This window comes from Streptomyces sp. GC420 (genome assembly GCF_009916105.1).
Taxonomy (GTDB): Bacteria; Actinomycetota; Actinomycetes; order Streptomycetales; family Streptomycetaceae; genus Streptomyces.
The window spans coordinates 1-13,787 of sequence record NZ_JAAAXQ010000218.1; the positions used below are offsets into that span (position 1 = coordinate 1).

Below are 13,787 nucleotides of genomic sequence, written 5' to 3' on the forward strand. Positions count from 1 at the left end.
GCCCTTGACCACGCCCAGGGGCACCAGGCGGGCGACCAGGCGCGCGAGTCCGGCGCCGTCGGTCGCGGCGGCGACAGCGTCGACGTCCTTGTAGGCGCTGGGTGCCTCCTCCGCCAGCCCCCGCCAGGAGGACGGCCGCACGGCGATGCCGCGGGACTCCAGCTCGCCGCGCAGATCCTCGCCCCGGACCCGGCGCAGTGCCTGGTGGCGGCTCCACACCCGTCCCGCGCCGTGACAGGCGGAGAAGAACGCCTCGTTGCCGGGGACGCCTGCCAGAACGTAGGAGGCGGTGCCCATGGTGCCCGGGACCAGGACGGGCTGTCCGGCCTCCGCGAGGCCGGGGGGCAGGTCCGGATGGTGGGGCGGCAGGGCGAGGGTGGCGCCCTTGCGGTGCACGCACAGCCGGCGCCGTACTCCGTCCACCTCATGGGTCTCGATCTTGGCCATGTTGTGCGAGACGTCGTAGACGAGGTCGAGCCCCGTCCCGGCGGCGACACCGAAGGCATGGCGGGCCGCCTCGGTGAGCAGCTGCCGGTTGGCCCGCCCGTAGTTGGCGGCGGCCGCCATCGCCCCGAGGTAGTCACGCCCCGGCCGCGAGACGACGGGCGCGCAGGCCAGCTGCCGGTCCGGGAGGTGGATGCCGAAGGTGTGCAGCGACTGGTCCATGACCCGGACGTGGTCGGTGCACACCTGGTGTCCCAGGCCCCGGGAGCCGCAGTGGATCATGACGCACACCTGGCCCGGCCGCAGTCCGAAGGCGGCCGCGGTCTCCGCGTCGTACACCCGGTCCACGGCCTGCACCTCCAGGAAGTGGTTGCCCGAGCCCAGGCTGCCGACCTGCTGCAGTCCCCGGTCGACGGCCCGCTGCCCGACGTGCTCCGGGTCGGCGCCCGCCAGCGCCCCGCGGTCCTCGCACCGCTCCAGGTCGCGCGGCACGCCGTGGCCGCTCTCCACGGCGTACGCCGCCCCGCCGGTCAGCAGCTTGTCCATCTGGCCCCGGCCGGTCAGCTTCCACAGCCCGCCGCGTCCCGTGCCGCGCGGGACGGTGTCGCCGAGGATGTCCATCAGCCGCCGCATCCGCGGGGCCAGCGGGTCGCGCTCGATGCCGGCCGCGAGCAGCCGGACTCCGCAGGAGATGTCGAATCCGACCCCGCCGGGCGAGACGACCCCGGCCGAGTCCACGTCCGTGGCGGCGACGCCGCCGATCGGGAATCCGTACCCCCAGTGCACGTCGGGCATGGCGAACGAGGCGCCGACGATGCCGGGCAGGGTCGCCACGTTCACGACCTGCTCCAGCGCCTTGTCCCCGACGGCCTGCGGCAGCAGCTCCCGGGTGGCGTAGACGACGCCGGGCACCCGCATGGGGTCCTGCCGCTCGATGCGGAAGCGGAAGGGGGTCTCCTGCACCAGCGTGATGTCCATGCCCGTCACCCTCCGTCGGTCGGTCGTTGATTCCGCCCCGGCGCCGCGGGCCGCCCGCCCGGGCGCGCACCGGCGCGTACCGGCTCGCGCCCGGGGCGGCGGCCGCGTCACGCCGGCCGCAGTACCAGAGTCCCGTCCGGCTCGCGCTCGAAACGCGAACCGAAGTCCTGGCCGGCCCGTTCCAGTACGTCGCGCAGCCACGCGGAGTCCTCGGGCGTGGCGTGGACCAGCCGCATCCGCCGGGCCTGGAACGGCACCATGCGGACGTCCGCGGCCGCTGAGGTGTCCGGCTCCAACGTGACGAGGTGGAGCAGCCGCAGGTCGTCGCGGTACCGCTCGTAGCCGCGGATCCCCTCGTAGTCGTCGACCAGGTCGCCGCAGCCGTAGAGGACGGGCCTGCCCCGGTAGACCTCCATGGGGCGCGGATGGTGCGAGGAGTGCCCGAACACGATGTCCGTACCGGCGTCGACGAGGGCGTGGGCGAAGCCGACCTCGCCGGGCGAGACCTCGTAGCCCCAGTTGGGTCCCCAGTGGACCGAGACGACCGCGATGTCACCCGCCCGCTTCACCTGGCCCAGCCGGGCACCGATCCGCGCCGCGGCCGGGCCGGACGGACCGGGCACGAAGTCCACGCCGCCGTGCTCGCCGGTCGCGCCCCACTCGTGCGGGACACCGGCGGACGGCATCCCGCAGGCGAGGACCAGCACCCGGCCGCCGCCTTCCAGCGGGACCACCGCGGGCCGCCCCGCCTCGTCGGCGTTCCGCCCGGCCCCCGCGGTCCTCAGGCCCGCGCCCGCCAGGGTGGCGAGGGTCTCGTCGAGCCCGCGTAGCCCGAAGTCCAGTACGTGGTTGTTGGCCAGGACGCAGACATCGGGGCGGGCGGCGGTCAGGCACGGCAGATTGGCGGGGTTCATCCGGTAGTGGATGTCCTTGCCGGGCGCGAAGGCGCCGTCCTGCGTGACGCTGGTCTCCAGGTTGATGATCCGGGCGTCGGGGGCGGCCGTGTCGAGGGTCTCCAGCGCCTCGCCCCACGGCCAGGAGAAACCGGCGGGCCGGGGTATCGGCCCGTTCACCGCCTCCGCCAGCTCCACGTAGGCGCGTGCGTCGCGGATGTACGGCTCACGCAGTGCCGGGTCACCGGGGTACGGAAGGATCTGGTCGACGCCCCGGCCGAGCATCACGTCGCCGCCGAAGAACAGAGTGGCCATGTCCTCGCCCCTGCTTCCGGGCCCGCCGCTCCCTCAGCGGCCGGCGGCCGCGTGGGCGGCGGGCGCCATGTGGTCGGCGAACCAGTCACGCGCCAGGGCGGTCACCGCCTCCAGCGCACCCGGCTCCTCGAACAGGTGGGTGGCGCCCGGGACGACCGCGAGGTGCTTCTCGCAGCGCAGCCTGGCCGCCGCGTCACGGTTGACGTCCAGGACCGCGCGGTCCTGTCCGCCGACGATCAGCAGGGTGGGCGCGGTGACCGAGGGCAGCCACGGCCAGGCGAGGTCGGGCCTTCCGCCGCGGGAGACGACCGCGGCGATCTGCGCTCCCTCCTCGGCGGCCGCCCCCAGCGCGGCGGCGGCTCCGGTGCTCGCACCGAAGTAGCCGGTCGCGAGCCCTTCGACCTCGGGCTGTTCGCCCAGCCAGTCCGTGGCGTCCGCCAGACGGCCCGCGAGCAGTCCGGTGTCGAAGACGTTGGCCCGGTCGGTCTCCTCCTCCTCTGTGAGCAGGTCGAACAGCAGGGTGCCGAGCCCCGCCCGGTTCAGCCCGGCGGCGACGAACCGGTTGCGCGGACTGTGCCGGCTGCTGCCGCTGCCGTGGGCGAACATCACGATCCCGGAGGCGCCCTCGGGCACGGTCAGCCGTCCGCGCAGCCGCACGGCGCCGGCCATCACGTCCACCTCGCGGTCCTCGGGCACGGTGCCCGCGGCGGCCGCCTGCGGGCGGCCCGCCGCCCGCGCCAGACAGTCGATGACCTCCTCGTCCGAGACCTGGGCGAAGTCGGCGTAGAACTGGCCGACCGCGAAGAAGTCCCGCGGGGTGTGCAGGCAGACCAGCTCGTCCGCCTCCGTGCCCAGCCGCTCCGCGAAGTCCCACGGTGCCACGGGCACCGCCAGGACGATCCGGGCCGCCCCGCGGGCCCGCGCGGTCCGGCAGGCCGCCCGGGCGGTCGCCCCGGTGGCCACGCCGTCGTCGACGACCACCACCGTCCGGCCGACGAGCGCGAGCGGTTCCTGGTCGCCGCGGTACAGCCGGGCGCGCTGCTCGAGCACCGCGCGCTCCCGCTGCTGGGCCCGGGCCAGTTCCTCGGGCCGGATCCGGGAGGTGCTCACCACGTCGTCGTTGACCACGAGGACGTCCTCCTCGCCGAGCGCGCCCATGGCCAGCTCCGGCTGGAACGGCACCCCGAGCTTGCGTACCAGGCCCACGTCGAGCGGCGCGCCGAGCACCGCGGCGACCTCCGCCGCGACCGGCACCCCGCCCCTGGGAAGCCCCAGCACCACCACTTCGTGGCCCTTGAGGTGTTCGAGGCGGGCACCGAGCCGCCGCCCCGCGTCAAGACGATCCCTGAAGAACACGATCCGGCCTCACTCACGGTGGTCGCCCGGCTCCCGGGACACCCCGGCCGTGCTGTCCGCGCGGGGCGCCACCGGACGCTGCCCTTCCACTTTGAATCCTCCCCGGCCGACATGCAGCAGGGGATTTCTGGCTCACGCTGCCTGCGGGTCAGCGACCCGACAGGTCTTCCACGGTCAACACCAGCCGGGTTGAAACCGGCCCGGTTCGATACGGCAGACATTGGACGTGCGTGTGGTGCATGTCCTGTCTTGGCTCTCGATCAGCACCGTGTACGCAGCTTGGCTCTCACAACGCACAGCCTGCATTTTACCCGCCCAGACAGACAGTTTTCACGCTTTGCATGCGAAACCCCGTTTCCCTGCCCGTTCCGCAGGAATCCGGCTCTCCCCGCCGGCGGCGGGCACCCCCGGCCCGAAGGCCCGGGCGGCCTCGAAGGAACCCGGTGACCCCGCTCGGCGCGCACCGCCGGGGCCGGAGGTCCCGGGCCGGAGGTCCCGCCCCGGCTGCACCGCCAGGCCGCCCATCCGCAGCCGTACCGCCGCGAGGAACCGGGGGCGGGCCCGAAGCCTGCCCCGCGAGCGGACGCACGGTGTGCCGCGGCCGCACCGCCAGGCCGGACCCGGAGGCGTGGCCGGCCAGTCCCCCGCAGGCGGAGCGGACCCCGGGCGTGACCCGCCGCACCCCCGCCGCGAGCCGTGCCGCCGTCGGCGGAGAGCGGGGGCGGGTCAGACGTCGATGGTCACCGAGCAGGTCCAGCCCTGCGGGCCGTGCGTGACGGCCAGCTCGTTGAGCGTGACCGCCTTCGGGGCGGCGCCCGTCTCCGGAAGCGCCGCGGCGTCGGTCATGTGCAGGCGGGCCCGCACCCCTCCGGGGACGGCGGTGAGTTCCACGTCGACCGGGACCTCGCCGTCGGTGTCGAGCCGGTACACGACCTCGTCCAGCAGGGCCACCAGCGCGTCCTCGTCGCCGCCGACGGGCAGCACCGTCTCCCGCGTGTGCCCGGCGACCGCGCCCGTCAGGTCGACGAAGGACTCGCAGACGCCCCGCACGGCGTGCGCCAGGCACTCCTCGCGGGTGGGGGCCCATGCCTCCACCCGCAGGTCCGCGGTGTGCGCGACTCCGCGGTGTCCGCCGCGGGGCCCGGCGCCCGTCCCGGTGCCTTCCGGTTCCCTCACACCTCCATGGTCGCCCACGGGGGCGGCGGGCACCCGGTGGGGCGGAAGGCTTCCGGGCGGACGGCGGCGTTACGCGGGGCCGCCTTGCGCGGGGCGTTACGCGGACGGGGCGACCGAGGCGAGATAGGCGGCCGCCTTCTCCTGCTCGTAGAAGAAGTTCTCGAAGTCGGCCGGGTTGTTGAACCCGTTGGCGAACCGGTCCGCGACGGGCTGGAGCTGTCCGGCCGCGCCGATCAGGTTCAGCACGTGCTCCGGCGGCACGCCGAGCATGGCGTTGGTCCACTTGGTGACGTGCTGGGCGGTCTGCCAGTACCCCTCGAAGGTGCGCTGCATCCACTCGGCGTCGAAGGGCTTGTCGCCGTGCTCGGTGATCGACTTCAGGTAGCTCGCGGCGCACTTGGACGCGGAGTTGGCACCCTGGCCGGTGATGGGGTCGTTGGCGACGACGACGTCCGCGACACCGAGGACGAGCCCGCCGCCGGGAAGGCGGCCGATGGGCTTGCGGACGGTGGGCGCGTACCGGCCGGAGAGGGTGCCACCGCCGTCGGTCAGTTCGACCTTGGTGGCCCGCGCGTATTCCCAGGGGGTGAAGCGCTCCATCAGTTCCAGTGTGAGGGACAGGTGCTCGGCGGGGTCCTTGACGCCCTGGAAGACGTCGAGCGGACCGCCCGGGATTCCCTCCCAGAAGAGGATGTCGGCGCGGCCCGACAGGGTGAACGTCGGCATGACGAACAGCTCGCCCACACCGGGCACGAGGTTGCAGCGCACCGCGTCGTAGTCGGGGTGCTCCGGGCGCGGGCCGAGCCCGTGCACGTAGGCGACGGCCAGGGCACGCTGGGGGGTGTCGAACGGGGAGCGGGAGGCGTCCCGTTCGAACATCGACACCAGTTCGCCCTTGCCGGCGGCGACCAGCACCAGGTCGTACGTACGGGAGAAGTAGTCGAGGTCGGACACGGCGGCGCCGTGGATGACCAGCTGGCCGCCGCGCTGCGCGAAGGTCTCCATCCAGCCGGCCATCTTCACCCGCTGGTCGACGGACTGGGCGTGGCCGTCGAGCCTGCCGACCCAGTCGATGGCCCTCTGGCCCTCGGGGCCTGCGACGGAGACGCCGAGCCCTTCGATCCGCGGGGCCTGCTCCTCCCAGAAGTTGAGTCCCAGGTCGCGCTCGTGCTGCAGCGCGGTGTGGAACATGCACTGCGTGGACATGACCCGGCCCTGGCGGATCTCGTCCGCGGTGCGGTTGGACATGAGAGTGACGTCGTAGCCTTCCGACTGCAGGCCGAGGGCTATCTGGAGACCTGACTGACCGGCTCCGACGATGAGTATCTTGCGCATGGCTGAGGCGCTCTTCTTCCTGGACGATGGTGAATGGAGCGGGGGGGGGCGGCGGCTCTTGGGCGGCCCGGGAGCGTCGGGACCGCCCTGGCTGTGCGTGCGGGCCCGGGGCGGTACGGGCCGCCGGCCGGGCCTTCCCGGCCGGGGCCGGGCCCGGCCGGGTCGTGGAACCGGTGGCGTCCGCGGGGAGGACGCCGCGGGCCGGACGGAAGTTCCACGGCCCGGGCTAGCCGGGTGCGGACTCCAGCGCGTGGCGGACCAGGGCCAGCAGCGAGTCCACGACCGTGACCGGCTTGCGCGCATCCATGATCATGACGGGGATGTCCGGCGGTATCGTCAGCGCGTCGCGCACATCGGGCTCGTCGAAGGACTCCGTGCCGTCGAAGTGGTTGACGGCCACGACGTACGGCAGTCCGCAGCTCTCGAAGTAGTCCAGGGCGGGGAAGCAGTCGGGCAGGCGCCGGGTGTCCGCGAGGACGACCGCGCCGATCGCGCCGCGCGCCAGGTCGTCCCACATGAACCAGAACCGCTGCTGGCCGGGGGTGCCGAAGAGGTAGAGGACCAGGTCGTCGTCGAGGGTGATCCTCCCGAAATCCATGGCGACGGTGGTCGTCACCTTGTCGGGGACGGCCGTCAGATCGTCGGTGTCCTCGCTGGCCCGGGTCATCATCGCCTCGGTCTCCAGCGGGGTGATCTCGGAGACCGAGCGTACGAAGGTGGTCTTCCCGACACCGAAGCCGCCCGCCACGATGATCTTCGTGGCGATGGGCGCGCGGCTGCGGTCCGTCTGCCAGCTCTTGAGCTCGTCGTCCGTGTCGGGGACGGCGGACACACCGGAACTGGACACGTCAGATACGACGGAGTCCACTCAGCACCCTTTCCAGCACTGCGCGATCGGGCCGCCCCGGGCCGTGCCCGGTCCCGTACACGCGGATCCTTCCCTGGTCGGCGAGGTCGCTCAGGAGGACGCGGACCACACCGAGCGGCATCTTCAGCAGCGCGGCGACCTCGGCCACCGAACGCATCTTGCGGCAGACCTCGACGATGGCCTGCAGCTCGGGCATCACCCTGGATCCCCAGTCGCCCTTGCCGAGCTCGGGCACCGGCTCGGGCGCCTCGAGGGCGGCCACGAAGGTCTCCACGAGCAGGACATGACCGAAGCGGGTACGACCGCCGGTCAGTGAGTACGGGCGTACGCGCGCGGGCCTGCGGTCACCACCGCGCACCGGGAGCTTGGGCGACGTCACCTGTGGACCTCCCTCGTCCCCCCTGCCTCTCTGGATTGATGTAGTTCTTCGCGGAGTTCGGGCGTCAGGACGTGGCCGGCGCGACCGACGAAGAGCGCCATGTGGTACGCGACGACGCTCATGTCGGCGTCGGGTGCGGCATGCGCGCCGAGCACCGAACCGTCACTGATCGCCGTGATGAAGAGGCTGCCCTCGCTCATCGCGACCATGGTCTGCTTGACCGCCCCGGCTTCCATCACCTTGGCGGCGCCGGCGGTCAGGCTGCCGAGGCCGGAGACGATGGTGGCGAGGTCGCCGCTGGAGCCCTTGGGGCCGCTGGGGGCCTCGTCGGCCGGGCCCGCGGCGGCCTCTCTCTCCTCCGGGTCGGAGGAGAGCAGGAGGAGACCGTCCGACGAGACGACCGCGACGGAACGCAGTCCCGGCACCTCCTCCACGAGATTGGTGAGCAGCCAGTGCAGGTTCCGCGCCTCGTTGCTCAAACCGCTGATGGTGGTCGTCCCGGTACTACTGGACGCAGTCAACTACGTGCCTCCTCGACAGTGCCGCTCTCAGTCGGCATCCCCCCGGTCAGGTCATCCCCAGTTCGCTGCGCGATCTCCGCCTCCGCCTCGCGGCGCCCCTTCTCGGTCCCCCTGCGAAAACCTCCGAGCCTGCGCCGCAGTTCGTCGGCGTCGACCCCTTGTGCCCGTTCCCGCGCCGGCACTCCGTCCGGCGCCACGATCCTTGGCGTGCGCTTCGGCAGCCCCTTGTCGGTCACCCGGTCCCAGGCGGGCGGCCGGGGGCCACCGGCGGCGTTCTCACTCGTGCCGTCGTGCGTGACCGCGCCCGCGCCGGCGGACGCCGCCTCGGGCACCGGCGCCGCTGCTTCCCCGGCCCGCTTGGCGGCCTGGGCCGGCAGATCGGTCATGCGGATCCGGGCGGTCGGCTGGTCGACGTGCCCGCGACGCGCGTGCTCCTCGCCCGGCCAGTCGTCCTCGTCGTCCCGGCGGCGGGCGGAGGGCACACCGGCCCCTGGCGTGCTCCGCGTGCTCCCGGCGTCCGCCGCGGAACCGGCCGCGCCGACTGCCGGAACGGCGTCCGGGTCTGTCCCCGGGTCCGTTCCGAGATCCGCTCCGGGCTCGTGGCCACCGGCCCGGGCCGGCTCGTTCGGCAGCTCCGCGGCGGCGCCCGTGCCCGTGCCCGCGACGGTTCCCGCCCCGGCGCCTTCGTCACCGGGCCAGTCGTCCTCGGCCCCGCGATTTCTGCGCGGCCGCAATCCGCCGCCGCCGTCGGCCGGGGTGGCGGCGCCGGCGGCAGGGGCCTCGGCCGGCTCTCCGCCGTCGGCCGGGGTGGCGGCGCCCGGCCAGTCGTCGTCCGCGCCGCGCCGGCGGCGGGCGCGCAGGCCCGGGGCGGCGGGTGCCTCGGGCGTGGAGTAGCGGAGCGTGCCGGTGGCCTCGGCGTCGCGGATGGCGTCCTCGGCCGCGCTGACCATGGGGTCGGGTTCCGCGGCGGGCGCCGGGTCCGGGGCCGGGCCGGCGGCCGGCGTGTCGAGGGCCGGCGTATCGAGGGCCAGGACGGCCCCGGCGCCGACGGAGCCCTCGCCTGAGTCCGCGGCACCGGTGTCGGTGCCTTCGGCGCCGGTGTCCTGGTCCGCCGCGGGACGTACCGCCGCCGACGGCTCGTCGGCGGCGGAGGCGTGCGCGTCGGGGCCGATCGCGTACGGGCCGTGCACATGCACGGCGGCGTCCTCGTGGGTCTCCGGGGCCGACCGCCCCTCGCGTCGCGGCAGCCGGTTGGAGTTGGCCTCCGCGACCGAGCCGGGCAGGTTCAGCACCGGGGCGGCACCCTGGACACCGGTCCTGGTCTCGGCGGGGTTCTCGGTCTCCGCGGGGGTCGTCGGCAGAATCGTCTTCGGCAGGACGGCGACGGCGGTGATGCCGCCCTCCTTCTGCTCCCGCAGCTCGACCCTGATCCCGTGCCGCGCGGCGAGCCGCGTCACGACGTACAGGCCGAGGCCCTTGGAACCGGCGTCGGGGGCCGGACCCGAGGCGTCGTGCGGGTCGGCGGGCGCGGGCTCGGCCAGCAGCTCGTTCAGTTCGGCGAGGCGGCTCGCGGTCATGCCGATGCCCTGGTCCTGTACGGACAGCATGAGTTCGCCGTTCTCCAGCAGCCAGCCGGACAGCTGCACCTTCGCGTCCGGCGGCGAGAACGAGGTGGCGTTCTCGAGGAGTTCGGCGACCAGGTGGCTCGTGTCGTCGGCGGCGAAGCCGGCGATGCGCGCGTGCGGCGGCAGGGACTGGATCTCGACCCGCTCGTAGCGTTCGATCTCGCTGACGGCGGCCCGCATCACGTCGACGAGCGGTACGGCGCCCGGGTGCTGGTGGCCGTGCTCGTGACCGGCGAGGACCAGCAGGTTCTCGCTGTGCCGCCGCATCACGGTCGCGAAGTGGTCGAGCTTGAAGAGGGTGGCCAGCCGCTCGGGGTCCTGCTCGCGGTCCTCCAGGCCCTCGATCACGCCGAGCTGACGCTCGACGAGGCCCAGGGTGCGCAGCGACAGATTGACGAAGGTGCTGCTCACACCGGTGCGCAGCTGCTCGAGCCGCGCGGTGAGCGCGCTGATCTCGGCGCGCATGCTCTCGTGCTCGCCCGCCAAGTCCCCGTCGCGGGCGGCGGAGTCCACGCGTTCCGCGCCGAGCAGTCCGACCTGCTGGTGCAGCCGCAGGATCTCGGCGTGCAGCGTGTTCACCGACCGTACGGCGTCGGCGAACTCGTCGTTGCGGCCGGTGAAGCGCACCGGCTCCTCGGCGACCGGGTCGGCGGCGAGCCGCTTCGCGCCGAGGCGGAGGACGGCGAGCGGCCGGGTGAGGGTGCGGGCGGTCGCCATGCCGTAGCCGACGGCGATGAGCAGGCAGACGCCGGCCAGGCCGATGTGCACTTCGAGGGCGGTGACGTCGTCGTCGCGCAGTTGCGCGAGCCGTTCGGCCTCGGCGGTGGCGAGGGAGGACTCGACGCCGCGCAGCAGGTCGACGCGGGCGGAGAGCGCGGACTCGACGCGGTCGGCCTTGAGCGCCTGCTCCTCGTCGGACAGCGTGGGCTGGTCGGTGAGCCGGGCGAGGTAGCCCTCGGCCGCCTCCACCTCGGGCCCGGTGACGGTCGCCCGGAGTTTGTCGGCGCCGGTCTTCGGCGCGTGCTCCTCGTACTCCGCGAGTTCCGCCTGCTCCCGGACCCTGGCCTGCTGGGCCGCGGCGGAGAGTTCGTCGCGCAGCTTGTCGTTGGCCCGGTCCGCGGCGGTCGGCTCGGTCGGCACGGTGACGGGAAGTCCGTCGACGCCGACGACGGTGGTGCTGCCTCCGTCGGCGGCGGGCGGCACGGCGAGGGCCGCGAGCAGCAGTCCGCGGGCGGCGGCGGCCTGTTCGACGGCGGCGCTGAGGTCGGGCAGGCCGCGGGAGTCCCCGGCGCGCGGCGGCAGCCGCCGGTCGAGTTCGTCGACGAGTGAGTGGAGTTCCGCGACGGCGGCGGTGTACGCCTTGTGGGCGTCCAGCGCGGAGCCCTTGCCGGTGAGCGCCTGGCGTCGCACTCCGGCGATCTCGTCGAGTTCGGCGCGCAGGTCCGCGGGGGCGCCCGCGCGGATCTCACGTATCTGGCGGTCGACGCGGGCGCTGCGGCTCTCGGAGACGCCGGGGCCCTTCTCGCTGTCTCGGCCGGCCGCTATGAAGGCGGTGACGTCGTCGCGTTCGTCGGCGAGGGAGTGGGCCAGAGTGATGGCCTGGCGACTCTGCTCCGCGAGATCGACGAGGCGCTGGGACTCCGTCACGTCCTCGGAGGCCGCCCACACGGCGGGGGCGCCGGCGCCGAGGACCGCCGCGCCGACGACGGCCACCGCTATGACCAGGCGGCTGCGGACCTTGCGCGACCTGCCGGTTCCCGCGGGGACGGCTGTCTTCGGGGGGGTCGGGGCCGCAGCCGTGCCGGCTGTCCCCTCGGTTCCGGGGGCCGGGACGGTCTGTGCCGTCGTGGCCGCGGTCTTCTCCGCCGGCCGGTTGCCCCGTGACCGCTTCATCTGCACCGGTGCTCGCATTCCTTCGTCCACGCCCACGCAATTGCTCCACGCATGACGCCCAGGGTGACGGCCGTGTACTCCTGTTGTTGCTCCCGATCCGGGTTAAGACCATTCCAGTCGTTTTGGGAGGGAGGTGCACATCGTCTGCCCGGCCACCCGAACGAGTGAACATCAATCGGGAGTTGGTGCTCAACTCCGCGCGCTACGCGCGGAGGGCCGCCGCGGCGGCCCGGTTGGCAGTTGCCTCCGGGCTTTGGCAGGATGTGCGCCCACAGCCCGCCGGGTTGTCCGGATCTGCCCCTCTGCAAGCCCTCTGACCTGCTGGTACGGTCCTCTCGCCCAGTCTGTTGCAGACTGATCGGATGCGTATCGAACTGGCCACGGAACCAGGCTCTCCCGGGCGTCCCAACGAGGACTACGCCGCCGCAGTGCTTCCGGCCTCCGGACAGGGCGGAGCGCTGGTTCTCCTCGACGGCGTCACCCCTCCCGCCGGGGACTTCGGATGCGCGCACGACGTCCCCTGGTTCACCGCCCGGCTGGGCGGCGCACTGGCCGAACTGTCCGGTTCGCGACGGGATCTGACGCTGGCCGAGATCCTGTCGGCGTCCATCCGGCGCACCGCCGCGGCACACGGACGGGGCTGTGACCTTTCTCACGCGCGAACTCCACAGGCCACGGTGGTCCTCGCGCGCTGGGACGAGGAGCGTGTGGAGCACCTGGTGCTCTCCGACTCGGCGTTGCTGATCGAGGGCCGGGACGGCTCGGTGACGCCGGTCCTGGACGACCGGATCGAGCGTCTGCCGCGCGAGGTGCTGTCGAGCCTGGCCGCCACCGACGCACTCAGGAACGCGGAGGGCGGCTTCTTCACGGCCGCCGCGGACCCGGCGGTCGCGGAGCACGCGCTGACGGGCAGTCTGCCCCGCTCCCGGGTACGCGCGCTGCTGGCCCTCAGCGACGGGGCGAGCCGCTGGGTGCAGCTGTTCCGGCAGGGCGACTGGTCGGACTGCCTTGCCGTCGTGCGGAAGGACGGCGCCCGGGGGCTCGTCGACCGCGTCCGGTCCCTGGAACGGGACCGCCCCGAGGGCGGCGCGGTCCGCCGCTGGAAGCGGCACGACGACGCGGCGGTGGTCTTCGCCGAGCTCTGACGCGCGACCCGTGACCCGCGACCCGGTTTCACGGACCAGCAGCTGCGACCGCGACTGCGAAGAGACGGGCGCGAAGTGCAGCGGGCGAGGGCGCCGGACAGCGGGCCGGGGTGTCAGTCGGCTTCCGCGCGCCGGTTCAGCTGTCCCAGCAGGCGGGCCAGTTCGGCGACCTCCGTGCGGTCCCAGGCGGCGAGCTTGCGCGCGTACCGGGCCCGCCGTGCGTCCCTGACGTGCCGGAAGCGGTCCTGCCCCTCCGACGTGAGCCGCACCAGGAAGGCCCGGCGGTCGGCCGGGTCGCCCTCGCGGGCTAGCAGGCCGAGTTCCTCCAGGGCTCGCAACTGGCGGCTGATGGTGGCCTTGCCGATGCCGAAGTAGGCGGCGAGCTCGGTGGGCCGTTGCGGGCCGGCCTCCTCCAGGCGGGCCAGCAACCCATAGGCGGCCGGTTCGAGGTCGGGGTGGACCTCGCGGGCGAGTTCGCCCGAGGAGGCGCGGGCGCGCCGCAGCAGCACCGCGAGTTCGCGCTCCAGGGCGAGGTAGGCGTGGTCCACGCCGGTCGTCCCTTCGGGCTCCGTCACGCCCTCGTCCCCCGTCCCGTGCGGCTCAGCACCCATCGTCGGGTTTTCCCCGATCCCGAAACCTTCCTTCAGCCGCGGCCGTTGCCGCAGCTCTCCCAGTATTTCGCAGGATTAGACCAACGGCGGCATCCTCATGCCCTTCCGCGACCGTGTCTACGTGCGTAGCGTCGGCGAGGTCAGACTGGTCTGACATGTGCACACCATGACCCCCGAAAGGCCCCGGAGGCCCATGATGTCCCTGCCCGCACCCGCCCCGACGGCGAACCCGGCGTCCAGACCGGGAC

Annotated in this window: 11 protein-coding genes; 1 reads left to right on the plus strand and 10 read right to left on the minus strand. The window is 73.6% G+C overall.

Features of this window, described 5'->3' with window-relative positions; all coding sequences use genetic code 11:
• The 9 genes from GUY61_RS24045 to GUY61_RS24085 all read right to left on the minus strand — a co-directional run.
• The coding region (locus tag GUY61_RS24045; RefSeq protein WP_166632325.1) for an RtcB family protein at positions 1–1,422 on the minus strand (1,422 nt) is incomplete at its 3' end.
• A gap of 107 nt (positions 1,423–1,529) precedes the next feature.
• Positions 1,530–2,630, minus strand: coding sequence for a CapA family protein (locus GUY61_RS24050; RefSeq protein ID WP_166632326.1), 1,101 nt, complete (start codon positions 2,628–2,630; stop codon positions 1,530–1,532).
• A gap of 33 nt (positions 2,631–2,663) precedes the next feature.
• Positions 2,664–3,986, minus strand: coding sequence for a phosphoribosyltransferase family protein (locus GUY61_RS24055; RefSeq protein WP_166632327.1), 1,323 nt, complete (start codon positions 3,984–3,986; stop codon positions 2,664–2,666).
• Positions 3,987–4,712: 726 nt separating this feature from the next.
• A complete protein-coding gene (locus GUY61_RS24060; RefSeq protein WP_166632328.1) occupies positions 4,713–5,162 on the minus strand; it encodes an archease in 450 nt (149 codons plus the stop codon).
• Between the two features lie 96 nt (positions 5,163–5,258).
• Positions 5,259–6,497: a styrene monooxygenase/indole monooxygenase family protein gene (locus GUY61_RS24065; protein ID WP_166632329.1), complete on the minus strand. Its 1,239-nt coding sequence runs from the start codon at positions 6,495–6,497 to the stop codon at positions 5,259–5,261.
• Positions 6,498–6,723: 226 nt separating this feature from the next.
• Positions 6,724–7,365 carry an ATP/GTP-binding protein gene (locus GUY61_RS24070; protein WP_166632330.1) on the minus strand — a complete coding sequence of 214 codons (642 nt, stop codon included), beginning with the start codon at positions 7,363–7,365 and terminating at the stop codon, positions 6,724–6,726.
• Complete coding sequence (locus GUY61_RS24075; RefSeq protein ID WP_313896828.1) at positions 7,346–7,744, minus strand: DUF742 domain-containing protein; 399 nt, start codon at positions 7,742–7,744, stop codon at positions 7,346–7,348. The genes GUY61_RS24070 and GUY61_RS24075 overlap by 20 nt, the downstream gene beginning before the upstream one ends.
• Positions 7,741–8,265, minus strand: a complete 525-nt coding sequence (locus tag GUY61_RS24080) for a roadblock/LC7 domain-containing protein (protein ID WP_166632331.1) — start codon at positions 8,263–8,265, stop codon at positions 7,741–7,743. The genes GUY61_RS24075 and GUY61_RS24080 overlap by 4 nt, the downstream gene beginning before the upstream one ends.
• Positions 8,262–11,783, minus strand: coding sequence for a nitrate- and nitrite sensing domain-containing protein (locus GUY61_RS24085; protein ID WP_243766712.1), 3,522 nt, complete (start codon positions 11,781–11,783; stop codon positions 8,262–8,264). The genes GUY61_RS24080 and GUY61_RS24085 overlap by 4 nt, the downstream gene beginning before the upstream one ends.
• A 362-nt stretch (positions 11,784–12,145) precedes the next feature.
• Here GUY61_RS24085 and GUY61_RS24090 point away from each other — a divergent pair, with 362 nt between their 5' ends.
• A complete protein-coding gene (locus tag GUY61_RS24090) occupies positions 12,146–12,928 on the plus strand; it encodes a protein phosphatase 2C domain-containing protein (protein WP_166632332.1) in 783 nt (260 codons plus the stop codon).
• Between the two features lie 113 nt (positions 12,929–13,041).
• Here the strand turns inward: GUY61_RS24090 and GUY61_RS24095 are convergent, their stop codons facing one another.
• Complete coding sequence (locus GUY61_RS24095; RefSeq protein WP_166632333.1) at positions 13,042–13,539, minus strand: MarR family winged helix-turn-helix transcriptional regulator; 498 nt, start codon at positions 13,537–13,539, stop codon at positions 13,042–13,044.
• Between the last annotated feature and the right edge of the window lie 248 nt (positions 13,540–13,787).

Bases quoted from the DNA above. Each gene is read 5' to 3' on its own strand.
- GUY61_RS24050 (WP_166632326.1), bottom strand. From the start codon at position 2,630: ATGGCCACTCTGTTCTTCGGCGGCGACGTGATGCTCGGCCGGGGCGTC.
- GUY61_RS24065 (WP_166632329.1), bottom strand. From the start codon at position 6,497: ATGCGCAAGATACTCATCGTCGGAGCCGGTCAGTCAGGTCTCCAGATA.
- GUY61_RS24085 (WP_243766712.1), bottom strand. From the start codon at position 11,783: ATGAAGCGGTCACGGGGCAACCGGCCGGCGGAGAAGACCGCGGCCACG.
- GUY61_RS24090 (WP_166632332.1), top strand. From the start codon at position 12,146: ATGCGTATCGAACTGGCCACGGAACCAGGCTCTCCCGGGCGTCCCAAC.
- GUY61_RS24095 (WP_166632333.1), bottom strand. From the start codon at position 13,539: ATGGGTGCTGAGCCGCACGGGACGGGGGACGAGGGCGTGACGGAGCCC.